Source organism: Streptomyces sp. Ag109_O5-10, from assembly GCF_900105755.1.
Lineage (GTDB): Bacteria > Actinomycetota > Actinomycetes > Streptomycetales > Streptomycetaceae > Streptomyces.
Genome location: NZ_FNTQ01000001.1, coordinates 232,466 through 254,470, shown reverse-complemented (window position 1 = coordinate 254,470; position 22,005 = coordinate 232,466). Strand labels below are relative to the sequence as shown.

The window sequence follows — 22,005 nt, the reverse complement described above, 5'->3', positions numbered from 1 at the left end:
GCGTCGACGCCCCGCTGTGCCAGCCCTCAGTCCCTCAACAGCGCATCGCGCACCGGTATCCAGTCCAGGGCGGACCGGATGCCCTCTTCCAAGGACAGCTTCGGTGTCCACCCCAGTAGCTCGGACGCCCGGTCGCTCTTCGTGTAACTCCCGGCGACGTCTCCGGGCCGCCGATCGGAGTCGATGGTGGCCAGGGGCGTGCTGACGACATTGTTGAACGCGGCGCACAGCTCCCGGACCGTGGTTCCCGAGCCTGTGCCCAGGTTGATCGCGATCGAGCGCTTCGGCCCCACGAGGATGGAGTCGAAACGCTCGATCGCCGCGATGTGGGCCGCGGCGAGGTCCCAGACATGCACGTAGTCCCGGATGCCCGAGCCGTCGCGTGTCGGGTAGTCCGTCCCTGTGACCGGGAACGGACGGCCCTCCTCGTGTGCCAGGACGAGCATGCCCAGGGCGTGACTGGGCCGCCTGAGCTGGAGCCCCGTACGCAACTCCGGGTCGGCCCCGACCGGGTTGAAATAGCGCAGAGACAACACGCGCGGCCCTGCCACGGCGATGTCGGCGAACATCTCCTCGCAGACGGCCTTGGTCCGTGCGTAGGGACTCTGCGGCGCCAGCGGCGAGTTCTCGTCGACGGGCGAGCCGTCCTCGGCCTGATAGATGGAGGCTGAGCCGCTGAAGATGATGCGGTCACAGCCGTTGCGGTGCAGGTGCCTGACGAAGGCCAGGCTCTTTGCCACGTTTGCCTCGTAGTAGCCGATCGGGTCCGCGACGGACTCGGGCACCACGATCAACGCCGCACAGTGCACCACCGCGGAGATGTCGGGGTGCTCCGAGAAGATCCGGTCGACCAGTTCCCCGTCCGCGATGTCGCCCTCGTAGAAGGTGCGGCCCTCGGTGAACTCGCGGCGGCCCCGAACCAGGCTGTCGAGGATCACAGGGGTGATGCCTGCGTCCAGGCAGGCCGAGGCGACCGTGCTACCGATGTAACCGGCTCCCCCGGCGATCAGGACCTTCGTCACGAGTTTCTCTCCCGGCCTCGTCGCTGCCCCAGTTGGCGATCGGCGGCAAGCCTAGATGATCAATTCCGGGAGGATGCCTGCGGAGGGTGTGGGGTGGGCGGCGGCCGAAGCCACCCCGAGACGGTCAGGCGGCGGGCTGCCGGCCCTGGTTGTCAGGTGGCAGCGGGCGGTCAGGCGTGAGGATCGACTTCCGGGTGCGTGAACCGCACGGGCCTGCCCGGCGACCGGGCGTAGGCGATGTCGGCTCGGGTGCTGTCCCCGATGTAGTCGCCGACCAAAGCACCTGAGTTCGCGCTTTCTGGGGCGCCGGCACCATGAACTTGACCCCTGCCACCCGGGATCCTCAGCCGTGTGAGGTTCGGTTCCGACGGATTCGAGGTCGCATTCTTGGCGTCGGTCATGGGCCGGAGCGAGACGGTCAGTGAAGCTCGCAGCCACGGAGCGTCACGGAGCCCACGTAGGATTCCGAAGCTCGATCGCCGGTTACCGAAAGGTCACATTCGGCGCGGTACGGCTCCGTCCTGCCAGCGGTAGAGGTCGCGCAGCAAGGAAATCTCGGCGCCGTGATGGATCAGCTCCCTGTTAACGTGCAGGACCCTGTTCTCCATGGGAAACCGCTCGGGACCCACCGCGGGCGGATTGTCCAGGTCAGCGTCCGAGAGTTCGCGGACCCCCGCGTTCCATCTCCCATACATCTCATCGAGCTGTCTCAGCGCCTCGTCAGCGGTCCCCGCGTAGGCGAATGTCTCGGAGTCGACGTCCTGGCCGCCGAAGTACCATCCGACTCGATAGCCCAGGCACGAGACAATGATGTGCGCCAGCCGCCAGGCAATCGTGGTCACCGGCGCCGGCGCCGGCACCGGGGCAGGGGACGCGGAGGCCATCGTCCATTCCCCCGAGCCTTCAGACATTGGTGTGGCCGACGTGCCACGTGGGCGGATGCTCCAGCAGCCGCGCACCGGCTCCCACAAATACTCCTCATCGGTAAGACCGTCCAGCCGCGGCCGCAGGTTCTTGTGCCAGTACCAGTCCAGTTGCTCCGCGAGCCGTTCGCTTCTTGTCATTTCCGCACACTACATACAACGGAGACCTGGCTGCGCCCCTCGCGGACGCCGTCACCGGCCGTCTACGAGGTGTCCTCCTGGTCTTGGTCGGACAAGGGGTCAGGGTGGAATGGCCGGGTGCAGCGAAGTCCGGTGTCAGGGGTGATGTTGAATACCGCGCATAGGTGTGTTGCGGGTCGGCGCCGGTGACGGCGGTCCCTTCGAGGATTCGGTCCTCACGAAGTCGCTGTGCGGTGACGGGGAGATCTTTTAGAAGGGGTTGCATCCAGCCGATGGTGACCGGCGTGCGAGAGTGCGCGGTCTGCGAGCTGAGGAACAGGTGGGGGTTGCGGGTGTGTGGCCGGCGTGAGTGCCTGAGCTGGATGTAGTCGGCAGCGGCCTGACGGGTGAAGGCGTCGAGGGGGTGGTCGATGTTGCCGTGCCCGAGCCGGCCGCCGGTGAAGCCGACGGCAGCCAAGGGCAACTCGCGGGCCTCGTGGGGATAGAGCGCGTGAATTCCGATGAGGGCCACCAGCAGCTTCAGGGCGGGGTCGCCCTCGGCGGCCGCGGCCAATGTCTGGATCGCCTCGGGGCTCAGCGGCGTGGGTACCGAGGCGGGCCTGGCCCCCAGACTCCGGCCACGTGCGGGGTAGGCGAACAGCAGCCGTTGGCTCTTGAGGGTTTTGAACATGTTGCGCAGCGTGACGGCGTCGTTGTGCGGTGCCGCGCACTGGGACAGCCACTCCGTGAGGTCGGCGCGGGTGACCTGGCGGAGGGTGCGGTAGCGCTTCGAGCAATCGAGAAGGAACGGGATCGAGGCCATGACCTGGTTACGGACAGTGGCGTTCGGGCGGGGACGGCGACGGGCCCGCCGTATCGGACGATGCGGTCCACACGAGGACTTCTGCACGGATCTCCGGGTGCACGTCGCCGAGCCGGCGGTGGATCCACGCGTCGAGAGAGTCGATGCGGTCGTCGTCGAGAGGGTCGAGGTGGGCGAGCACCTCAGTGACCCGGGTGACGGCACGTGTGGCTCGCTGGCGCGGCAGGGTGGCGACAGTGCCGCCCTTGATGCGTTCGTGCCGGCCGTGCACGGCGGTCAGCAGGTACAGGCTTCGCAGCACCCGCTCGCGCAAGGCCGGTGACCAGCCTTGGGTCTCGGCGCTTACCTCGGCCTGCCCGGAGACATAGTCGGTGAAGGCGGGATCGATGGGCTCGACATCGGGCACGGTGACGCGCTACATGTCCCGCTCGGCAACGAACAGCGGATCCTGCCGCCACCGAGGCATCACCCAGGATGAGAGGCCAGTGTGCTGGTGCGCTTCGGGTGAGCCGCGCTCCTTCGGTCGAGTGGCAAGGGGGACCCGCCGGACCAGATCGGCGATGAACAGCTGCTGCCCGGTGGCGGCCGCGGTGGTGAGGTCCGGGCGCTGCCACGTCCGAGGAACGGCTTGGGCCTGGCAGCGGCACAGCCGGCACATCCCGTGCTTGAGGACCGGCACGATGCGACGGCAGGTCGCGCAAGTGCCGGTCTCGTGGCCGCGGTTACGCAAGGAGGTACAGGCTGCACAGCGGCCGTGGCGGTGCCAGGTGCCCCAGGCGAGGCAGTCGCTACAGCTGTCCGCATACGGCACGCGGGGATGACAGCGACGGCAGTAGCCGCCGACGTAGTAGGCGGCGCTGCCGCATGCTTTGCAGGTCGGCGACGGAAGTTCGGGATGCAGACAGCTGAAGCAGCGGAGCCGGCCGTACTCCGCGACCTTGTCGCCGCACTGCTTGCACGGCCGGGGCCGCAGGTTCACAGCGGTGGCTCCGTCCGACCGACCCGACGTTCGATCCCGGGGTGCTCGCCCGCAACTGCCACCGGGGCGGACGTGCTTGCGGGACGACGAGCGCGGCCCTTCTCGGGCTCCGGGGCCAGAAGGTCGTTGGGTTGGCAGCCCAAGACCTCGCAGATGATGTCGAGGTCGTCCAGACGGATGGTGACCGGCTGCCCGGACCACAGATCGGACTTGTGTACCGCGGTTACCGCGGTTCAGCCCAGGTAGAAGTCTCTGCGGGCGGCCACGAACGCCTCGATGGACTGGGCAGGGGTGCCCGTCACGCGCTCGACACCGTCGGCCGTGCGGTCGTAGCGGTTGTCCCGGTGCAGCCGGGCCATGGTGGTGACGTGCTGTGCGATGTGCGGTGGCATCCCCAGCTTCGGGAGCTGTGCCTCCCACCTGTCCGCGGGTACGTCCACGTAGGACACCGGCCGGTCCAGCGCCCGGGAGAACTCCGCGGCCAGTTCCGTCATGTCGACCGAGCGTGGCCCGGTCAGCTCGTAGACCTGCCCGATGTGCGGAGCCGGGTCGCGCAGTACGGTGGCGATGACCCGGGCGACGTCGTCGACGGCGACCGGGGAGGTGCGTCCGGTGCCGAACGGCAGCGCGATGGTGCCGTTCTTCTGGATCGACTGCGCCGCCATGGTGGTGAACAGCGGTGTGTCCAGGAACGCCGTCGGCCGGATGTGCACCACCGGCAGGCCGGACCAGTTGAAGACCTGCTCCGCCAGCCAGTGCAGGCGTTGCTGGTGCGACTCCTCGGTGCTGGTGGCGGTCATCTGCGACACCGTCATCTGCGACAGGTCGACCAGGGCCTCAAGATTCCCGTACTCCCGTGCGACGGAGGCCACCACGGTCGCCGCCAGCAGGTGGTCCGCAGACACGCGCATCGCGAAGTACATCCGCGTCACGCCCTGCAGGGCGGCCGCCACGGTCTCGGGCCGGGTCAGGTCACCGGTGACGACCTCCGCGCCCAGCGCCCGCAGTTCATCCGCCCGCTCGTCCTCACGGCGGACCATGAAGCGCACCGGTACGTCGTGCGCGCGCAGTTGCTCGAAAACGGTACGGCCCACGCCGCCGGCGCCGGGGATGAGTACAAGGTTGCTGGTAGTCATGAGTCGATCTCCTTGGGAGTGATGTGACATCTGAGTCGGGGCGTGATCAGAGCGTCAGCGGACGGTGTGGGGTCTTTCGTCGTCCGGTGGCCGGACTGTTCGGGTCGGCGGCAGCGCAGTCGGTGCGGGGCCGGCTCGCTCGGTGTGTGCCGTCGGCGGTATGCGGGCGTGGCTGGGGCCCGGTGGCCGGCGGGATGGCCCTTGATCATTTTTGGGGGCCTGCGGCCTGGTGCCGGGGCTTGTCACCGCCGGTGGCCGGGGCGGGCCCCTTGCCCGGCAGGAAGGCCAGTACGACGGCCGCGCCGGCCACGGCGACTGCTGCCGACCCGATCGCGGTGAGGTGCATGGCGTGGATGAAGGCGTCGTCCGCGGGCCGTACCAGCGTCTGGCCGGCCGGGCCCATCCTCTCGGCGACGGCCAGGGTGGCCTGGAGGGATTCGCCTGCGATGTGCCGGTCGGAGGCGGGCAGTACGCCCAGGTGCCCTTGGATGCCGTTGCGGTAGGTGGTGGACAGCAGTGATCCGAGCACGGCGACGCCCATGGCCCCGCCGACCTGCCGGAAGGTGTTGTTGATGGCGGATCCGGAGCCGGCCTTCTCCCGCGGCAGTGACGACATGATCATGACGGTGGCGGGCGGCATCACATGGGCCATGCCCGCGCCCATCAGGAAGAACAGCACCTCCAGAACCCAGATGGGGGTGTCCTGGCCGAGCAGCAGGAAGCCGGCGAAGGCCGTGGCGGTCAGGAGGAGGCCGGTGGCACAGACGGCCCGGGCGCCGTAGCGGGCCACGACCAGACGGGCCCGCGGGGCGAAGAACATCTGGGAGGCGGCCAGCGGCAGCACGAGCAGACCGGACTGCAGGACGCTGTAGCCCCGCACGCTCTGGTTGTAGAAGACGCTGAAGAACGTGACGCCCATGAGAGCGAAGAAGACCAGGCCGATGGCGGCGACGGACGCGGAGAACCGCCGGTTGCGGAAGTAGCCGACGTCGAGGGCCGGGTGCTCGCTGCGTGCCTCGTACCCGACGAAGCCGGCGAGGACCGCCAGGCCGCCGAGGATCGTGGCCCAGGACTCGGGCCGGGTGAAGTCGCCCAGCTGGCCACCCTTGATGATGCCGTAGACCAGCAGTGCCAGACCGGCGATCGACAGCAGCACCCCGACCGGGTCGAGGCGGCCGGGCCTGGGGTCCCTGGAGTCGGGGACGATCGCCACCATCGCCACCATCGCGGCGACGACGACCGGCACGTTGACCAGGAAGACCGAGCCCCACCAGAAGTGCTCCAGCAGGATGCCGCCGGCTATGGGTCCGGCGGCTATGGCGAATCCGACCACGCCCGTCCAGATGCCGATGGCCTTGGGCTGCTCCGCGGGCTCGAAGACGTTCATGATGATCGCGAGGGTGGCGGGCAGGATGAAGGCGCCGCCGAAGCCCATCACCGCGCGGAAGGTGATGAGCTGCCCGGAGGAGTCTGACAGCGCGGACAGTACGGATCCCACACCGAACACTGCCATGCCGAAGAGCAGTACCTTCTTGCGGCCGAGCCGGTCACCGAGCAGACCCGCGGTGAAGAGCAGACCGGCGAAGACCAGTGTGTAGGAGTTGACCGCCCACTCCAGCTGGGCCTGGGTGGAGCCGAGGCCGGCGGGGGCGGGCTGGGCGATCGTCTTCATCGCCACGTTGAGGATCGAGTTGTCCAGCATCACCACCAGAAGGCTGCACGAGAGCACGGTCAGGATCGCCCAGCGCCGGCGGTGCACCTTCTCGGAGACGCTTCGGCGCCCGGCAGGCGGCCCGGATGGGGTGGAGTTTCCGGGTGTCGGGGAACCGGTGGGGGCGGGCGGTGATGCCACAAGGGTCTCCAGAGCTGTCGATGGTTCTGTGATGTCGAGCGGAGGCCGTCGGCCGCAGCCGCCGGGAGGCAGGAGAGAGCCCTCCTGGCCGGCCAGGACACCTCGCCGTAAATAGATGTCACTCGAAATCTAAATCAGAGATACGATAGATGGCAAGCGACATCTATCTGAGGGAAGTGATCGCATGGGCCGCGTGTCCCAGGCACAGGCACAGGAGAACCGGCAGCGTGTCGTGGCCACCGCCTCCCGGATGTTCCGCGAGAAGGGCACCACGGTCAGCGTCGCCGATCTGATGAAGGCCGCCGGGCTCACCCACGGCGGGTTCTACAAGCAGTTCGCCTCCAAGGAGGACCTGGTCGACGAGGCCATCGCCCACGCCTTCGCCGAGCAGGCGGCGCACTCGGCGATGCGATTCGAGGAGTCCGCCGGGGAGCGCGACGCCGCCCGTCGGGCGCTGATCGAGGACTACCTGTCGCTCTGGCACCGCGACCACCCCGCGGACGGCTGCCCCGTCTCCGGATTCGCTGCGGACCTGGGGCGCGAGCCCGAGCAGACAGCCCGCGCCCAGGACGTCTACGTCAAGGGGGTACGCAACCGTGCCGCCCGGCTGGCCACCGGCGACGACGACGGCATGGCCCAGCTGTGCACCATGGTCGGCGCCCTTGTCCTCGCCCGCGCCACCCGGGGCAACCCGATCTCCGAAGAACTGCTCCAGGCCGCACGCGCGGCTCTCAACGAGAACACCGAGCCCGATCCGCACTGACACGACCCGGGCCGACAGGGGACGCGGACCCGGCTGCGCCGTACGCCGGGACTCGCACCGACGCGATCTTCACGACATACCCGGCGGCATGAGTTCCCCGAACTCCCGCTGGTGAGGTGATCGGGTCAGAAACGCCCGCGTCGCGGTTGAGTTCGTGGTATCCGCGGAAGCCGAAGAAGCAGAGGCCGTCGACCACTGCTCCAGACAGGATTTCCGGCAGGGGCCATGGGCGGGGGGTGTAGTCGTCCGTTGCCACGCCTCCAAGCTGAAGCAGCGGAGCGATCATCTGGTGAACCGCTGCGGTGCCGTCGATCCGCCCGGAGACGTCGATCTGCACCGCCCAAGTGGGGTGATGTCCGGTGGCACCTCGAGGATGGCCACATCCTCGGGATCCCAGTCGGGATGGAGGCGGCTGGTCCGCTTATCGTCAACGTCGACGTAGAGGTTGCGTCCAGAGCCCAGGGGTTGCGCGGCTCGGGCAGACGCCGATCGAGCAAGGCGACGGTGTCAGCTCGCTCACCTGCGGGAAGCGCGAAGGCGCTGCGCGTGGGTCGGAGCGTAAGTAGTTCGGCTTCGTGGCGACCATGGATGTCAGTGAGGGTGCTGGTCCGTCGATGTAGCGGTGGTGCGGTTGGCGATGTCGGCGAAGCCCGGCATGCCGAGAGGCGAAACGCGAGGACCGCGAACTGCCCGAGGCGCCGGAGCCGGACAAGCCGGTGGTCACGGCCTCGATCTGATGGCCGCCTTGCAGGAGGCCGCGGACAAGGCGAAGGCTTCGCGCGGCGAGGACCCCGGCACTGAAGCGCAGGTCCATGATGTGCGGGCGAAGATCCGGCCAAGAGCACCGCGCAGGAGACGACCGGGGAGAAGGCGGCCGCCGTGAAGAAGGCGACGACCAAGAAGGTGGCGGCCCGCAAGCGCAGGCGCAGCGCCTAGCCACCGGCGACCGCCGAAGCACACCGTCGGCCGCGGCTGCGTACCGTGGCCCCCTGTCCGGCCCGTCGCCCAATCCGCCGTGGTGACGGGCCGGCGGCTGCTCAGCGGACGAGCGGGTCAGCTTGCCTGCTTCACCGAGTGCAGGGAGCCGTTGAGGGAGCCCTCCTGCTGTTCGTAATGGGAAAGTGCCAGGCCGAGGCCTATGAACGTCGGTGCCCACTCGCCGACGAAGATTCCCCACCGGTCGGCTCGCTCGATGCCGGCCTGTTCGGCTTTGAGGCTGGTGAGCCAGGACGCGAAGCTGAGACCGATGGATGACAAGCCGGCCAGGTAGGCGTGCTCGCTGCGGATGCCCAATTCGTGCATCTTCTTGATCACCATGGGGGTGCTCCGATCTGTGGCGTGTCCTGTCGAGGTACCACAGCGAATTCCACCTATTCATCCCTTATGGATGCATTCGAGGCGATGTTCTTTGCCGTGGAACAGCCGGGCGCCCTGGGGCCGGCGATCCTCGACGAACTCACCTGTCGCCTGATCCGGTAGCCGGCTCGGGCGGGCGCACCATCCATGCGTGCTTGAGACGCTCAGTTCGAACTCTGTGGCTCGCCTGGCGCCTTCCGAACCGGTGGACAGTCGCTGCTCGTTCTCGGGGGCTGGCTCAACTTCCGTGGCGCCGCGAACTCGGAGCGTGCCTGTTTTTCCAACCGCCGGCTTGTGGCAGGGTGGCCCATATGTCGTGCCCCTTCTGCCGGCTCATCCGCGAAGACGGTGCGCAGTGGGTAGTTCGTGAACCCTCCACCTGCGCTTTCACCCCGCTCGACCCGCTCGCTCCGGGGCACACCCTGGTGGTGCCGACGGCTCATCACGCCGACGTCTTCGACACACCCGCCGAGGTGCTGGCCGAGACGGTCGACCTGGTCCAGCGTCTGGCAAGGGCCATGCGCGTCGGTTTGAACGCGACAGGGGTGAACGTCCTCAACGCGAGCGGTCCGGGTTCAGAACAGTCGGTACGCCATCTGCACTTCCACGTCGTTCCTCGATGGCCCGACGACGGCATTTCCACCTGGCCGACCGGCCAGTCGCAGCATCGATTCGTCGGCGACCCGCCCGCGCGACTTGCCGAGGCACTGTCCGCCGGTGAGCGCCACAGGAATTGAGCCAGAGCGCGCTCTTGTGAACAAGGCCACGCACCCGTGACCGCCGTGGTGACGGACCGGACGGCTGTTCAGTGGGCGAGGGTGACGGGGCTTCTTCGGTTGGTCATTCAAGGAGGACGTGCTCGGCGGAACACCTAGACTCGGGCCATGAGTAGGACCGACCGCGCCAGCCGGGTTATCGCGGCACCACCGGCGACTGTCTACGGGGCTCTCCTCGACCGGGAGTCCCTCGAGGCCTGGCTGCCGCCGGAAGGCATGCGCGGGCGGGTCGAGCGGTGGGATCCCCGGCCTGGTGGCGGATTCCGGATGGTCCTCACCTACCTCGACCCCGTCGACAGCCCCGGCAAGACTTCAGATGCGACGGATGTCGTCGACGTCGGGTTCGCGGAGCTGGCGCCGCCGGAGCGCGTTGTGCAGAGGGCCGTGTTCGAGGCCGACGACCCCTCGTACGCGGGCACCATGACGATGACCTGGCACCTCGTTGCCGTCGGTGACGGAACCGAGGTGACCGTCACCGCCACGGACGTGCCACCTGGCATCGAGCAAGCGGTCCACGAGGCCGGGATCGCCTCCTCGCTGGCGAATCTGGCGGCGTACGTGGAAGCGGTCGACTGAGTCAGATTGGGCCGCGACCGGGGGGTGAGCCCCGAGTTCCTAGACGGATCGTCGGCCGCAGTCGGCGGCATCGTCGGCGATGGTCCGCTGCGCGAAGCGCTGGAGGCGCACCGCACGGGGCGGATCCGTGCGGCGGCGACACTGCAGGCGGAGCAGGACGCGATCGTCCGGTCTGCGCATCGGGGGGTGACGGTGGTGCAGGGCGGCCCCGATACAGGCAAGACAGTGGTTGCGCTCCACCGGGCGGCGTATGCGCTGTACGCGCTCCCTGGAGCGGCCGCGCGCGGTGTGCTGGTGCTCGGGCCGAACGCGCGGTTCCTCGAATAAGTTTCCCAGGTGCTCCCTTCGCTGGGGGTGGAACCGCGCCCAGCGCATTGATGTACGGGACTTCGTGCTGTGGCTGCGCGCACGCCACAACCCGGCCCGCGATCGCCGCCGTCAAGAGGCGCCGGTTCCTGGGTCGGTGAATGCGCGCACCGGCAAGCCGTACCTGCGCGAGGGATACGCACCGGCGACTATCAACCACGCGCTCTCGGTGGTCTCCGCCTTCTACGACCGTCACGTGCGGGCGGGGCACGGTCCTGTCGTCTCGACGGTGCGCCCGCAGGGCCGCCACGGCCGCCGGATCGAGGCCCATCACAACCCGCTGGAGGCGTTCCGGCTGCACCGCCGCGGCGCCTACCGTCAAAAGCAGACCTATCCTGAGCCTCGGGCTGTTCCGGACGACGTGATCGAGGATCTGTTCGCTGCGCTCGACTGCAACCGGGACCGCGCCCTGTTCTCGATGTTTCTGTCCAGCGGGGCGAGGGGGCGGAGACGCTGGGGATGACGATCGGTGACATGCATCCCGGCGAAGGCCGCATCTACGAGCAGTCCAAGGGACTGGGCGGAGTGAAGCAGGCTGGCCCCGTTTCACCGGAGGCGTTCGCCTGGCTGGCTGTCCACCTGGGCGAGTTGGCCCCAGAAGGACTTCGGCCCGAGCCACCTGAGCCCGTGTGGTGGACCCGACGCGTGCTGTTGCGGCCGCTGGCCTATGGGCCGTGCTGAACCGGATCAACACGCGGATCGGTGCGAACATCTGCCTGCACGACCTGGGGTACACCCTGTGTGAGCGGCTGGTCGACGACCCCGGATTGAGCCTGGTCGACGCCCAGCAGGTGATGCGGCACCGGCGGATCACCACCAGTGGTTACCTACGCCCTCGGACGGACGAGGTGATCGCAAAGGTCCACGAGCACTACACCCGGCCCAAGCCGCCGCCGCGCCCGCTGCCGGGCTGGTCCTACGATCCGGACGACCTTGCCGACGTGTGCGGAAGCGCATGATGGCCGCTCGCACGGACGAACCGGCCGCACTCCGGCCAGTGTCCGTGACCCCGGGGTTCTGATCGGACCCCGGCTGCCGGAGCGGCCTACAGGGCAGCAGATTCCTGGGCGAGAGTGCGCTTCCCGGGCCATGCTGGTCGAACTGGCGCGGGCTCTGCTGGTCGAGCCGACCGCTCAGCAGCGGTCCCGGCAGAACCGTGCGATGGCCCGTGTCCTGGACTGGCTCGGACAGTTCCCCGGTGAAACCTGGCACGACCGCTGGCTTGGCTGCTGAGCGGCTCCGACGCCATTGGGAATCAGTGGGGCCCGCCAGGGCTGACTCAGTCCCAACGATGCCGGCTCACCGCTGGTCTCGGCACGCTGATCGTGCTCCGCACGCTCCAGCCGTCCTACGCGTGGTTGTGCGGCAGCCGCCTGCTCGGGGTCTACGACGCCTACCGGCGCCACAACCAGACTGAGGTGTTCGCCCGGCTGCGGCGCCAGGCCGAGGGGCGGGGCGGCTGCGACGAGTACGGCGCCGAGGCCCTCAACTTGCTCACGCGCGTGGCCACCGTCACGGGAAAGGAGCTGCTCGAACTGGAAGTTGAGGACTTCGAGCAGTACGCAGCAGCCCGCCGGGATTCCGGACGCACGGTGGCGTCCCTCCCGTTTGCCTACGAGATCCTGCACGCCCTTGGAGGTCTGAAGGGAGCGGGACCAACGCTCTCGGGTGAGAATTTATCCGATGCAGAAGTCTCTGTTCCTCGGAGTGGTTGCTTCAAGGAGCAGGGCTGGTTGGTCATTTCGGCGTCCGTAGTGTCTGCCGGAGCGTTTCAAAGGCGGTGGGACGTGGTCGGTCCGGCAGGAAGTCGCGGATGCGAAGGGCACATTCCCGCGGGCTGTAGAGGCTGGTGTCGACGTCGAGGTCATGCAGTTCGTGGGAGTGCACCTGGCTGTATTGCATGGCAGCCAGTCCCGGTTGTCGGTCACCGCGCTCGATCTCGCGGCGTTCCAGCTCGGACAGCGGACAGCGGACGCCCACCAGCAGCGTGTCTTCGGGTGCGAGCAAGTCGAGGAGGTCCAGTAGCCGCCAGCGGCGGCTGAACAGGTAGTCGACGACGAGGTTGTTGCCACTTGCGGCCATGCCGGCGACAGCGCGGTGGAAGCCCTTTGCGGTGCGGTCGATCTCAGCCTGGAGATCATCGTCCGGTATCTCGCGTTTGCAACGCATGGCGTGGAAGGCGTCCACGGGAATGTGGAACCACGTTCCGTCGAGGATGTCGAGAAGTTCCCGGGCGATGCTGGTCTTGCCGGAGCTGGACGTGCCGTTGAGCAAGATGACCGTTCCGCCGACGCCGGTGTCGGGGATACGCGCGTGGGCCAGATCCGTCGTTTCCACACCCGCCTCGGTTGTCATGGTGCCGTCCTTCTGCCCCGCGGCCTGACAGCCGCGACGCTGATCTGGATGTGCTGCCGTGATCATCCCAGACGAGACAAAGGGGCGCCTCCACTTTTCCGTGCCTCCGGAACGAGCGGGGCGAACCGGTATGGAACAGACAGCAGACGGCGAGGACAGCCAACCACTGAGTGTCGGCTTCTTGCTCAGGGTGTCGCTGTCGACAGTGATGGCCGATGGCTTGAGGCCCGGGAGGGAGTCGGTGTCCTGGCCATGGCGGGCAGATGGAAGACTGAACGCCTGTGACACATTCCGATCTTGCTCAGCGCATCCATGCCGTCTCCCATCTGACCGGGCAGTTCACGCTCCGGTCCGGACGTACTGCCACGGAGTACTTCGACAAGTACCGGTTCGAGGGGGATCCGGTCCTGATGGATGACATCGCCCGGCAGATGGCTCCGCTGGTGCCCTCTGGCACCGAGGTCTTGGCCGGGCTTGAGATGGGCGGCATCCCGGTGGTGACCGCGCTCGGCCGACACACCGGCCTGCCTTGCGCGTTCGTGCGCAAGCAGGCCAAGCCATATGGCACTTGCCGTCTCGCCGAAGGCGCCGACATCGAGGGACGCCGGGTACTGGTCGTTGAGGATGTGGTCACCAGCGGAGGACAGATCGTGCTGTCGACCGCGGACCTGCGTGGCCTGGGGGCTGAGGTGCATGAGGCTCTGTGCGTGATCGACCGGGAGCAAGGCGGTGCCGATGCCCTCGCGGCCGAGGGCATCGCACTGCTGTCGCTGCTGACGGCAGCGGACCTCCGCGCAGCTGCCGCCTGACCCCGGCGGGGACTGGTGGTCACCTGTCGCGTGCGTCTCGGTGATGTCGACGCGGGTGGAGGACTCATCGACGATGCCTTTTGCGGCAGGCGGGAGAGCAGTACGTTGCGGAGGCAGGACGTTCGAGGCCGACCGTCCACGACGTTCCGCAGTCCGGGCAGCTGGCCGTCATGCCGGCCCGCACCGCCTCGGTCCTCGCCCGCCGCATCCGCCGCCAGTGCCTGGACCGGCAAGCGGACGAGCCTTCGCTGATGGCATGAGCGGACCACCGTACCCGCGGCACAACCGCGGCCCCGCCTCGTCGTCCTCGTCGGCGACCAGCCGCAGCGGGGGGAACACCGTCCCAGCCCATGAGGCCACCGGAGGGAACGAAGAGAGCCGCCGGGAATCCCTCATCGCACTGGCGATCAACTGTCCCAGTGTCATGTACGGCGACTGGCCTCGCCATCCTGGTCAGGCGAGGTCGGTCAGGTCCTCCGCGAACACCTGAGACAGAGGCTGCGGTCCCACATACTGCTGACAGTTGCACTGACCAGCCTCGTAACGCAGCGGCTTCTTGTTCTCATCCCAGGCCACTGGCACCTCGACGCGCTCGTGGCACCGGCCCTGCTTGTCGTGTTTGGCGAGATGGTGCGTGCATCCGCACACTGGCTCCGGAGACTTGTTCGCTGCATCGACGGCCAAACGTTCCTGTCTCGCCACCTCCAGCAACTGCAACTTGCGCTCATGCCGATTACGCAGTGCGGTGCGGACGTTGTCAGCTGCCCACGCGAAGCCACCCGTCCAGAAGACGATGAGAACCCACCAGAACCAGTCCATCCGCTGTCCCCTCCCCCTGTGACGCTGCGGCCCAGCATAGATGGCCCATCGGAAGGGCGTTCGCACTGTCATGCAGGCCTCAGACACAGCTCCTGAACCCTCGTCGGACACGGGCAGGGTCAAGCCTGTTCGGCACGTCATGCAGCGGACCCGCTGTGCCGTCGGCTGCGACGTCCTCGTCCGCCGCCCTCGCGGCCTCCAGCGCTCCATCGATACGCGTGACGACGGCGTTCATCCTCGGATTCGTGGCCTCGATACGATCGAGGTACGCCTGCACCACCTCCACCGAGGAAACCTCTCCGCTGCGGATCAGCTCCGCGAGTTTGCTCGCGTCAGCACGGATGAGATCGACAGTCACGGTGAAGCCTCTCTGGCACCGGTCTGCGTCAACTCCGCATACGGATGCCCCACCCGTTGTGCTGTCCGAACTCCTGGAGCTGCGGACAGCGTGGTGGTCGGGCATGCGCGAAAAGGCCCGGTATGTCGCCGCCCGCGCCATTGCGGGAGGTGGTCGAAGCGGGCCACCGACGGCGGTGGCCGGTTGTCGGCCGGGAGGTGGCTGTTGATAGCCGGCAGGTGGTCCAGGGGCGGGACGGGTTGTCCCATGGAGGGTATGACCATCGACCGTAAGGAGTAGGTCGGGAAGGCTGGAGGGCCTGGCCGGCCTACATCGCGTCGCCCGGGGGAGTCGTCTCGGTGAATCCGATGGCGAACGCCCTGAGAGAGCGATTGAGGCGTGGAGCGAAGTCGAGTGCGACGTGGCCCCACTGCGGTTCCTGCTCGTAGAGCGCCGCGAGGGTGGCGGTGGGGTGTGAGACCTGCCAGAAGCCGGAGGCCAAGGTGATCGCGACGGCCAGCAGGTTGCCGATCTGTTCCAGCGTCATGGTGCTTGCACGGTCCAGTGCGTCGGCGATCTCGTCGTGCGCGGCGAAGGCGTTGGTCTTGTACCGGCGGGCCCGCTCGATGTCGACGTCGCCTTCGAGGTGGAGCGTGACGTGAGTCAGCAGGTCGCAGAAGACCGGCAGTGCGACCAGGGTCTCGCTGACCACGGCCGCGGTCTGTGCCGGCCCGAGCCCCGCGCGGCCGTCTGTCTCGCTTCTGATCGCGTCCCGCCACTGCTGCCATCCGCGTTCGGCCAGTTCAAGGAGCAACTCCTCTTTGCTGGCGAAGTAGCGGCGTACGCCGGTGCGGTGCAAGCCGGCGCGTTCGGTCACCGCGGTGAGCGTGACGTGCCGGACGCCTCCGAGGTCGAGCGCGAGCGCTTCCGCCGCCTTGAGTAGATCTTCCGAACGGCGGGTCTTGTCTTCGGCTGACCTGGCTCTCTGCTGCATTCCCCCACAGTAACGCACGCCACGATGCATTAACCGGCGTCGGGTGGTACGGTCGAGATAACGCATCACAGGGTGCGTTAAATCAGAAACGGAAACCACCATGAAGGCGATACAGGCTGTCCAGTTCGGCGCACCCAGCGTGCTCACCGTCACCGACCTGCCGGATCCCACCCCCGGGCCCGGCCAGATCACGATCGACGTCACCCACGCCGCGGTCGGGCTCATCGACGTGTACCTCCGCCAGGGCCTGTTCAAGGACGCCCCGGGGCTGCCGCAGCCGCCCTACGTTCCCGGCCTTGAGGTCGCCGGCACCGTGCGCGCGCTCGGCGAAGGTGTCACCCGCTTCGCCGTCGGCGAGAAGGTGGTGTCACTGTCCTCCTACGGGACGGGCGGATACGCATCCGTGTTCGTCACCGACCAGCAGCGGGTCGTCTCCACGCAGGACTACGACATCGATCCCGCCCTGGCCGTCGCCGCCGTCCCCAACGCGGTCATGGCCCACATCGCGTTCACCCGCGCCATCAGCATGTCCGCCGGCGAGAGTGTCCTCGTACACGGCGCGCTGGGCGGCCTGGCCTCCGCCTTCCCCGGTATCGCCCGACAGCTCGGCGCATCCCGGGTGGTGGGCACGGTCCGCTCCGAGAAGGTGAGCGCGGCGGCCGCCAGCAGGCTGCCCTACGACACCATCGTCGACTCGGCCCAGCTGCCCGACGTCCTCGGCGACGACAAGTTCGACATCATCGTCGACCCCGTCGGCGGACTCCTGCGTACTCAGAGCCTGGACCTGCTCGCACCCTCGGGCCGTCTCCTGCTGGTCGGCAACGCCAGCGGCGACTGGGACCACGGCATCGACGGCAACCGCATCTGGCAGGGCAACATCACCGTCACCGGATTCAACGCGGGCGGTTACGTCCCGGCCCACCCCGAGTCCGTTCAGGCCGCCGCCGAGGCCGCACTGAAGGCGGTCGCGGGCGGACTGGTCGATATCGAGATCGAGACCCTCCCTCTGGCCGACGCGGCGACCGCACACGAACGACTCGAGAACCACGTGACCGACGGCCGCATCGTCCTCATCCCGTGAACGGCAATCGGTGCGGTTCCTCTGACGGGAAGGGCTGAGCCGGAAGGGCACCGAGCGGGGCCGCCCACGGGCCCGTTCGTCTCTACCGTGGTCCTGGAGGAGGGGGGGCAGATGGGCTCGCTGTGTGAGGAGTGGGAAGCGCGTGCGGCAGCCGCCCGGGTTCGGGTGGAGGAGTTGGAAGCCGAACTCGCCGAGCGTCCGGGAAGCCGGCGATGGCCAGGGAGGGGCTGGAGCGGTTACGGATCGCGCGGGAGACGGTCGCGGAAGTGCTTGCGGATTTGAGCCCGGAGAGGTCGGTGGCGGCCGTCGACGCCGGACAGCTATTCTCCGGTTCCCCTGTGTGCGATCGCCTCGAGCACGCGGTGAAGCTCCACCGCGTGGTCGAACCCAGGAACGTCGGAGTCCCGGCCCGAAGGGCCTGGGCCACCTCAGTGTACAGATGGGCGACGTTGTGGGCCGGCGTTCCGGCCAACTGGGGGAACCGGTCGTATTCGGCTGGTAGTTCGAGCGGGGACAACGCCTCCTGGTCGTGCGCCCCTTCGACGGCCAGTGCGGCACTCATGGGCAGGCCGACATCCCCGGTGATCCGCAGAGATCCTCGTGTGCCGTCGATCTCCCAGACGAACGGCGTCGTCCGCAGTGCGCCGCCCCGGAAGTGCATACTGGCGACGGCCCCGCCCGGCAGACGGCCGGTGACGGCGATCTGGTCCGGCGCGGTCTTCGCGATCGCCTCTCCTGTATCGGTGTTGACGGCCTGGGTGCGCAGCGTCGCGATCGTCGCCGTGGTCCTGGTCAGTTCGCCCAGGACGACCGACTGCATGTCGAGCGCGTGGGCGAAGGGAATGGTCATCATCGTCGCCCCGTTGGCGGCGTCCGCGGTATAGGCGGACGCCGAGGTGAACATCGCCCCGCCGCCGGGGAACGAGCAGATCATCGACGAGGAGAGGACCTCGCCGACATAGCCGTCGGCGATCAGGTCGCGGACCCACCTCGTCGTCGGCGACACGTGCCCCTGCAGTCCGGTGAACCGAGGTCCGGGGCGACCCGCGTCCCGCAGGAACTCGGCCTCGGCGAGGTCGCGCGCCAGCGGCCACTCGCAGAGGACGGCCTTGCCGGACTCGAGTACCGGCTCGAGCAGCCTGCGGTGCTCGGGCACCCGCACCGTGATCGCGATCAGATCGATCTCCTCACGGTCCGCCATCTCCGCCACTGATGTGTATCCAGGCACGCCGTAGCGCTCTGCGGCGGCGACGGTCGACTCCGGCGAACCGGCCGTCAGTCCCCGCAACCGCACCCCGGGAACCGCCTCGACGGCCGGCTGTCGGGACACATCAGCTCCAGCGTCTTTCCCGACGCCGCCGAGTTCGCTGAGGAGGACGGATCCGATTGACTCGGGGCCCCAGCCTCGTCGGCAGCCGCATGGACGTGTGCGATGGCGTCGGGTCGGCCGACATGCCGCCGAGTCGGACAGGCCCGGCCGATCAACCTACGGCGTGACGGTGATTCCCGCACTCACCGCGGTCCTGACCGCAGCCGACGACAGTGACAACATCGGTTGGACGGTGTCAGTGGACTCCACCGTTCGCCGGGCCCACCAGCACGCTGCCGCGGCCAGGGAAAGGGGGCGCCGGACCGGGCCGAACCCGACGACCACGCGCTCGGACGGACAAACTCGCCGTCGTCTATCAGGCTGCACTCCGCCTCGCCGGCATCCTCGTCTGGGCGCGGTGCTGACCGAGCGGGCTGTCTATCAGCTGTCGTAGAAGAACAGCTCAAGATCCTCCATGGACCCTGGCCCGGTCAGGAAACCCTCCGCCTGGGCAATCTCCTTCTCTGGTGGCATCCGGCCCTCCCGAAGGAGCTGCGTCATCCATATCTCGCCCTGCTCGCCGATCGCGTAGATGCCGGACAACAGCTCGGCCATACCCGCAGGGTCCTTCGGGCTGCGCCCGACGACAGGCTGGAGCTCCCATCCCCCTGCTCGGGCGGCAAGCCGGAGCACCCCGGCCCAGTTGGCAATCCGCCCTATACGTACGTGCCACGAGTCCTGGGTGAACGGAGCCAGCCGACCCCCGTGCAGGGCGTTGGTCGCGGCCATGATGTCCGCCACCACGTGCCGCTCCACGGCATCACGAACCCAGCGCCCCTCCTGCGCCTCCTCAATAGCGGCTGCCCACCACTCCCATGCGCCGTCCAGCCGGGCTCCGAAGGTATCCATCCCGACAGAGTCCCACGCGCGTGGCGGTCAACTTCATTGCCTCCAAGAACCAATGGATCAAAGAGACACCTACTGGCCGACTGTGCCGACCGAGAGTGCAGGGGAGAGTGCGCGTATCCGCTGCGTGGTGCGCAGGGTCGTCACGCTGTCGACTCGGAGGCCGGCGCGGGCCCCGTGCGCGTGTGGGCGGGAGCCGTCCATGAGGCGAGGACGCGCAGTGCTTCGTCCGAGGGGGTCCCCGATTCGGCGGTGAGCACCATGAGCCGCTGCCCGCTGCCGTCGGGGCTGGTCCAGGTATCACAGTCCAGGATGAGATCCCCGACGACTCGGTGGCGGTAGCGCTTGGTGCCGTACGTCGCGCTGTTGACCCGGTGTTCGGCCCACCAGACGCGGAAGTCAGGGTCAAGGACGGCCAGTTCGCCGACCAGCCGGGCGAGTTCGGGACGGTCGGGATCCGAGGCGGCTTCCATGCGCAGTGCGGCGACGGCGTCGCGAGCGTCGTGCTCCCACTGGGTGTGCATGGCGCGGATCACGGGGTCGGTGAACACGAGCCTCACGTAGTTGCGCTGCTGCACCGGGATCGCACCGAAGTCCGTGTACAGCGCGGCGGCCGCGGGGTTCCAGGCGAGCACATCCATGTACCGACCGAGCACGATCGCCGGAGTGCCGGTCAGCTGGTCGAGGAGGCGCCGCATCGCCGGGCGCGGGCTCTGCCGGCTGTGCCGGCGTCGCGGTCGTGCGTCCGTCTTGCCGGCGATCTTGTACAGATACGCCTGCTGGTCCTCGTCGAGCCGCAGCGCGGCGGCGACGGCGGCGAGAACGGAAGCGGACGCCGGTACCCGCCCCTGCTCAAGGCGGGTGTAGTAGTCGACGCTGATCGCCGCCAGCTGCGCGACCTCTTCGCGGCGCAGCCCCGCCACCTTCCGCTGCTGTCCGGCCTCCGGCAGGCCTACGGCGCGGGGTGTCAGTTCGGCTCTGCGCGCCTTGAGGAAGGCGCCCACCTCAGTGGTGTCACGTGCCGGGGTCACGAAGACCACTTTATGCACGAGGCTGCTTCACGTGGGAGGGCAGGATCCTTCCGGGGGAGAAAACCACCGCTTGTACGCCCACAGCCCTCGTTCGACAGTGAAGTCATGAACAGCTTGAACGTCACTTTCGACAGCGCCGGCATCCCTCTCGCCGGGCGCCTCTACCTTCCCGACGGGGAAGCCGCTACTCGGCCTGCGATCGTGGTCGGCCACCCCGCCGGCGGTGTCAAGGAGCAGGCCGCGGGCCTCTACGCCGCCCGTCTGGCCGGGCGAGGGTTCGTCACGCTCGCCTTCGACGCCGCTTACCAGGGCGAGAGCGGCGGAGAACCACGCGGACTGGAGGATCCGGCGCATCGTGTCGAGGACCTCAAAGCGGCGGTGTCGTTTCTGAGTACCCGGCCGGAGGTCGACCCGGAGCGAATCGGCGCGCTGGGCATCTGCGCCTCGGGCGGCTACGTCGTCCCGGCCGCGGCCACGGATCACCGCATCCGCGCCGTCGCGACCGTCAGCGCCGCCGACATCGGCCGCCAGTTCCGCAAGGGCGCCGACGACACTCAGGACCCCGCCGTGCTCCAGTCCATGCTGGATGCCGCCGCGGCTGCCCGGACCGCGGAAGCGCGCGGAGCGGGCGCCGGCAGCTTCCCCATCTTCCCCGCGACCGTCGAGGAGGCTCGTGCGCTGGGCGGGCAGCACGGCCTCGAGGGCTTCGAGTACTACTGCACCGACCGTGCTCAGCATCCCCGCTCGGCGAAGGAGTTCACCTGGTCGAGCATCGACCGGATAGCCGTCTTCGAGCCCTTCCGCTTCATCGCCATGATCGCCCCGCGCCCCCTGCTGATGATCGTCGGCACCGAAGCGGTCACGCGGCACATGACCACCGAAGCGTTCGACGACGCACAGCAGCCCAAAGAACTGCTCTGGATCGACGGAGCCAGTCACGTCGACCTCTACGACAAGCCCGAGTACGTCGGTCCGGCGGTCGAGAAACTCGTTCGCTTCTTCGGTGCCCAACTCGCCGGTGACGCGCGCCGCCTCACATTGAGTCTCTCCTAACCTCGTGATGCGGGTGGCTGGTTGGTCGCGGAGGTCCGTACACCGCAGTGAAGCTCCTGGCAGACGGGTTCACGACCAAGATCACCTGTTCCCCAGGAGCCCTTACCGCCGAACTGCCCGGCGAACACCTCCCGCCCGTGCCGCGCCGGCGCCGATCCGGCGCGGCACGTCATGCATCGAGGCTCCGTGACCGCGGTGCGTGTCCTCGGCGTAGGCCGCCGCGCGCCGCCGGGCGAAACGGCCCTGGTCGACGGTGCCTATGCCCTCGGCGAGTTCCCGGACGAGAACGAGCGCCCGAGCGGTGTCGTCATTCCGCAGCCACAGCGGTTCCGGGGGAGGGGCCGCGACTCCGGGCTCGCCGGACCGTCCCGGCGCAGGATGGCGAGCCGTTGGGCCACCGAAAGCTTCACCGAAAGCTTCACCGAAAGCGAGCCCGTGCAAGGAGTCCAGTGCGGCAGGAGGCACAGTGATCATCGGTGCGGTATCGCAGCGTACCGGCGCCCCTCCGCGCTCCGGTCGTGGAGCGAACGGGCCTCGGCCCGCTCATCGGCCGATCCTTGCCCGATTGTCGAATTCGCGGCGCGAATTACCACGGAACCGCTGCACCCATAATTCCCCT

At 68.3% G+C, this 22,005-nt stretch carries 25 protein-coding genes and 2 pseudogenes; 12 read left to right on the top strand and 15 right to left on the bottom strand.

The genetic code is table 11. The features are described 5' to 3' along the window. Nucleotides 1-26: 26 nt before the first annotated feature. From galE to BLW82_RS01310, 7 genes are all read right to left on the bottom strand, one after another. Nucleotides 27-1,022, bottom strand: coding sequence for a UDP-glucose 4-epimerase GalE (gene galE, locus BLW82_RS01345; RefSeq protein ID WP_093497068.1), 996 nt, complete (start codon nt 1,020-1,022; stop codon nt 27-29). Between the two features lie 494 nt (nt 1,023-1,516). Next, nucleotides 1,517-2,086 carry a DinB family protein gene (locus tag BLW82_RS01335; RefSeq protein WP_093497067.1) on the bottom strand — a complete coding sequence of 190 codons (570 nt, stop codon included), beginning with the start codon at nt 2,084-2,086 and terminating at the stop codon, nt 1,517-1,519. Next, a complete protein-coding gene (locus BLW82_RS43805) occupies nt 2,001-2,888 on the bottom strand; it encodes a hypothetical protein (RefSeq protein WP_143063629.1) in 888 nt (295 codons plus the stop codon). Before BLW82_RS43805 ends, BLW82_RS01335 begins: the two co-directional genes overlap by 86 nt. A gap of 7 nt (nt 2,889-2,895) precedes the next feature. Further along, nucleotides 2,896-3,294, bottom strand: a complete 399-nt coding sequence (locus BLW82_RS01330) for a hypothetical protein (protein WP_093497066.1) — start codon at nt 3,292-3,294, stop codon at nt 2,896-2,898. 569 nt (nt 3,295-3,863) lie between these two features. After that, nucleotides 3,864-4,025: a helix-turn-helix domain-containing protein gene (locus BLW82_RS01320; protein ID WP_371131469.1), complete on the bottom strand. Its 162-nt coding sequence runs from the start codon at nt 4,023-4,025 to the stop codon at nt 3,864-3,866. Between the two features lie 75 nt (nt 4,026-4,100). After that, complete coding sequence (locus tag BLW82_RS01315) at nt 4,101-5,003, bottom strand: NmrA family NAD(P)-binding protein (protein WP_093497063.1); 903 nt, start codon at nt 5,001-5,003, stop codon at nt 4,101-4,103. A 205-nt stretch (nt 5,004-5,208) separates the two neighbouring features. Next, nucleotides 5,209-6,762, bottom strand: coding sequence for an MFS transporter (locus tag BLW82_RS01310; protein WP_256215583.1), 1,554 nt, complete (start codon nt 6,760-6,762; stop codon nt 5,209-5,211). Nucleotides 6,763-7,039: 277 nt separating this feature from the next. Between BLW82_RS01310 and BLW82_RS01305 the strand changes: the two genes are divergently transcribed. Next, on the top strand, nt 7,040-7,618 hold the full coding sequence (locus BLW82_RS01305) for a TetR/AcrR family transcriptional regulator (protein ID WP_093497061.1): 579 nt from the start codon (nt 7,040-7,042) through the stop codon (nt 7,616-7,618). A gap of 1,053 nt (nt 7,619-8,671) precedes the next feature. On the opposite strand, the gene BLW82_RS01300 is transcribed toward BLW82_RS01305, so the two are convergent. Continuing rightward, nucleotides 8,672-8,935 carry a hypothetical protein gene (locus tag BLW82_RS01300; protein ID WP_093497060.1) on the bottom strand — a complete coding sequence of 88 codons (264 nt, stop codon included), beginning with the start codon at nt 8,933-8,935 and terminating at the stop codon, nt 8,672-8,674. A gap of 350 nt (nt 8,936-9,285) precedes the next feature. On the opposite strand from BLW82_RS01300, the gene BLW82_RS01295 reads away from it, so the two are divergent. The 7 genes and pseudogenes from BLW82_RS01295 to BLW82_RS44170 all read left to right on the top strand — a co-directional run bounded on the left by BLW82_RS01295 (nt 9,286) and on the right by BLW82_RS44170 (nt 11,925). Then, a complete protein-coding gene (locus BLW82_RS01295; RefSeq protein WP_093497059.1) occupies nt 9,286-9,711 on the top strand; it encodes an HIT family protein in 426 nt (141 codons plus the stop codon). Between the two features lie 147 nt (nt 9,712-9,858). Continuing rightward, nucleotides 9,859-10,326 (top strand): SRPBCC family protein, encoded by a 468-nt coding sequence (locus BLW82_RS01290; protein ID WP_093497058.1) that lies wholly within the window; start codon nt 9,859-9,861, stop codon nt 10,324-10,326. 24 nt (nt 10,327-10,350) lie between these two features. Next, nucleotides 10,351-10,650 (top strand): annotated as a pseudogene (locus BLW82_RS01285) (ATP-dependent DNA helicase); the annotation flags it as partial. Between the two features lie 139 nt (nt 10,651-10,789). Beyond that, nucleotides 10,790-11,155, top strand: coding sequence for a hypothetical protein (locus BLW82_RS01280; RefSeq protein WP_093497057.1), 366 nt, complete (start codon nt 10,790-10,792; stop codon nt 11,153-11,155). Further along, nucleotides 11,152-11,373 carry a hypothetical protein gene (locus BLW82_RS43800; RefSeq protein ID WP_143063627.1) on the top strand — a complete coding sequence of 74 codons (222 nt, stop codon included), beginning with the start codon at nt 11,152-11,154 and terminating at the stop codon, nt 11,371-11,373. The genes BLW82_RS01280 and BLW82_RS43800 overlap by 4 nt, the downstream gene beginning before the upstream one ends. Next, nucleotides 11,367-11,651, top strand: coding sequence for a hypothetical protein (locus BLW82_RS01275; RefSeq protein ID WP_093497056.1), 285 nt, complete (start codon nt 11,367-11,369; stop codon nt 11,649-11,651). Before BLW82_RS43800 ends, BLW82_RS01275 begins: the two co-directional genes overlap by 7 nt. Before the next feature lie 130 nt (nt 11,652-11,781). Next, a complete protein-coding gene (locus BLW82_RS44170; RefSeq protein WP_177232794.1) occupies nt 11,782-11,925 on the top strand; it encodes a hypothetical protein in 144 nt (47 codons plus the stop codon). Nucleotides 11,926-12,429: 504 nt separating this feature from the next. On the opposite strand, the gene BLW82_RS01270 is transcribed toward BLW82_RS44170, so the two are convergent. Further along, entirely contained in the window at nt 12,430-13,047 is a 618-nt protein-coding gene (locus tag BLW82_RS01270; protein ID WP_093497055.1) for a phosphotransferase-like protein, read from the bottom strand. A gap of 281 nt (nt 13,048-13,328) precedes the next feature. Here BLW82_RS01270 and pyrE point away from each other — a divergent pair, with 281 nt between their 5' ends. After that, on the top strand, nt 13,329-13,856 hold the full coding sequence (gene pyrE, locus BLW82_RS01265; RefSeq protein WP_093497054.1) for an orotate phosphoribosyltransferase: 528 nt from the start codon (nt 13,329-13,331) through the stop codon (nt 13,854-13,856). A gap of 453 nt (nt 13,857-14,309) precedes the next feature. On the opposite strand, the gene BLW82_RS01255 is transcribed toward pyrE, so the two are convergent. The 3 genes from BLW82_RS01255 to BLW82_RS01245 all read right to left on the bottom strand — a co-directional run bounded on the left by BLW82_RS01255 (nt 14,310) and on the right by BLW82_RS01245 (nt 16,072). Continuing rightward, complete coding sequence (locus BLW82_RS01255; protein ID WP_093497052.1) at nt 14,310-14,675, bottom strand: hypothetical protein; 366 nt, start codon at nt 14,673-14,675, stop codon at nt 14,310-14,312. Nucleotides 14,676-14,754: 79 nt separating this feature from the next. Further along, nucleotides 14,755-15,033 carry an amidase family protein gene (locus BLW82_RS01250; RefSeq protein ID WP_093497051.1) on the bottom strand — a complete coding sequence of 93 codons (279 nt, stop codon included), beginning with the start codon at nt 15,031-15,033 and terminating at the stop codon, nt 14,755-14,757. Between the two features lie 307 nt (nt 15,034-15,340). Next, a complete protein-coding gene (locus tag BLW82_RS01245; protein WP_256215582.1) occupies nt 15,341-16,072 on the bottom strand; it encodes a TetR family transcriptional regulator in 732 nt (243 codons plus the stop codon). 34 nt (nt 16,073-16,106) lie between these two features. Between BLW82_RS01245 and BLW82_RS01240 the strand changes: the two genes are divergently transcribed. Further along, entirely contained in the window at nt 16,107-17,087 is a 981-nt protein-coding gene (locus tag BLW82_RS01240) for a quinone oxidoreductase family protein (RefSeq protein WP_093497049.1), read from the top strand. An 82-nt stretch (nt 17,088-17,169) separates the two neighbouring features. Here BLW82_RS01240 and BLW82_RS01235 read toward each other — a convergent pair whose 3' ends face one another. Next, nucleotides 17,170-18,417: a Gfo/Idh/MocA family protein gene (locus BLW82_RS01235; protein ID WP_256215581.1), complete on the bottom strand. Its 1,248-nt coding sequence runs from the start codon at nt 18,415-18,417 to the stop codon at nt 17,170-17,172. Nucleotides 18,418-18,631: 214 nt separating this feature from the next. Between BLW82_RS01235 and BLW82_RS46140 the strand changes: the two are divergent. Further along, a pseudogene (locus tag BLW82_RS46140) lies at nt 18,632-18,724 on the top strand (IS5/IS1182 family transposase); the annotation flags it as partial. 113 nt (nt 18,725-18,837) lie between these two features. Here the strand turns inward: BLW82_RS46140 and BLW82_RS01230 are convergent. After that, nucleotides 18,838-19,305, bottom strand: coding sequence for a hypothetical protein (locus BLW82_RS01230; protein ID WP_093497048.1), 468 nt, complete (start codon nt 19,303-19,305; stop codon nt 18,838-18,840). A gap of 140 nt (nt 19,306-19,445) precedes the next feature. Beyond that, nucleotides 19,446-20,333, bottom strand: coding sequence for a helix-turn-helix transcriptional regulator (locus BLW82_RS01225; protein WP_093507772.1), 888 nt, complete (start codon nt 20,331-20,333; stop codon nt 19,446-19,448). A gap of 105 nt (nt 20,334-20,438) precedes the next feature. Here BLW82_RS01225 and BLW82_RS01220 point away from each other — a divergent pair, with 105 nt between their 5' ends. Continuing rightward, the gene (locus BLW82_RS01220; protein ID WP_093497047.1) at nt 20,439-21,386 is read left to right on the top strand and encodes an alpha/beta hydrolase; all 948 of its coding nucleotides are present in this window, start codon (nt 20,439-20,441) and stop codon (nt 21,384-21,386) included. Nucleotides 21,387-22,005: the final 619 nt, after the last annotated feature.

Bases quoted from the DNA above. Each gene is read 5' to 3' on its own strand.
- BLW82_RS01300 (WP_093497060.1), bottom strand. From the start codon at position 8,935: ATGGTGATCAAGAAGATGCACGAATTGGGCATCCGCAGCGAGCACGCC.
- BLW82_RS01220 (WP_093497047.1), top strand. From the start codon at position 20,439: ATGAACAGCTTGAACGTCACTTTCGACAGCGCCGGCATCCCTCTCGCC.
- BLW82_RS01240 (WP_093497049.1), top strand. From the start codon at position 16,107: ATGAAGGCGATACAGGCTGTCCAGTTCGGCGCACCCAGCGTGCTCACC.
- BLW82_RS01295 (WP_093497059.1), top strand. From the start codon at position 9,286: ATGTCGTGCCCCTTCTGCCGGCTCATCCGCGAAGACGGTGCGCAGTGG.
- BLW82_RS01230 (WP_093497048.1), bottom strand. From the start codon at position 19,305: ATGGATACCTTCGGAGCCCGGCTGGACGGCGCATGGGAGTGGTGGGCA.
- BLW82_RS43800 (WP_143063627.1), top strand. From the start codon at position 11,152: ATGACGATCGGTGACATGCATCCCGGCGAAGGCCGCATCTACGAGCAG.
- BLW82_RS01315 (WP_093497063.1), bottom strand. From the start codon at position 5,003: ATGACTACCAGCAACCTTGTACTCATCCCCGGCGCCGGCGGCGTGGGC.
- BLW82_RS01305 (WP_093497061.1), top strand. From the start codon at position 7,040: ATGGGCCGCGTGTCCCAGGCACAGGCACAGGAGAACCGGCAGCGTGTC.
- BLW82_RS01245 (WP_256215582.1), bottom strand. From the start codon at position 16,072: ATGCGTTATCTCGACCGTACCACCCGACGCCGGTTAATGCATCGTGGC.
- BLW82_RS43805 (WP_143063629.1), bottom strand. From the start codon at position 2,888: ATGGCCTCGATCCCGTTCCTTCTCGATTGCTCGAAGCGCTACCGCACC.
- BLW82_RS44170 (WP_177232794.1), top strand. From the start codon at position 11,782: ATGCTGGTCGAACTGGCGCGGGCTCTGCTGGTCGAGCCGACCGCTCAG.
- BLW82_RS01255 (WP_093497052.1), bottom strand. From the start codon at position 14,675: ATGGACTGGTTCTGGTGGGTTCTCATCGTCTTCTGGACGGGTGGCTTC.
- BLW82_RS01270 (WP_093497055.1), bottom strand. From the start codon at position 13,047: ATGACAACCGAGGCGGGTGTGGAAACGACGGATCTGGCCCACGCGCGT.
- BLW82_RS01290 (WP_093497058.1), top strand. From the start codon at position 9,859: ATGAGTAGGACCGACCGCGCCAGCCGGGTTATCGCGGCACCACCGGCG.
- BLW82_RS01335 (WP_093497067.1), bottom strand. From the start codon at position 2,086: ATGACAAGAAGCGAACGGCTCGCGGAGCAACTGGACTGGTACTGGCAC.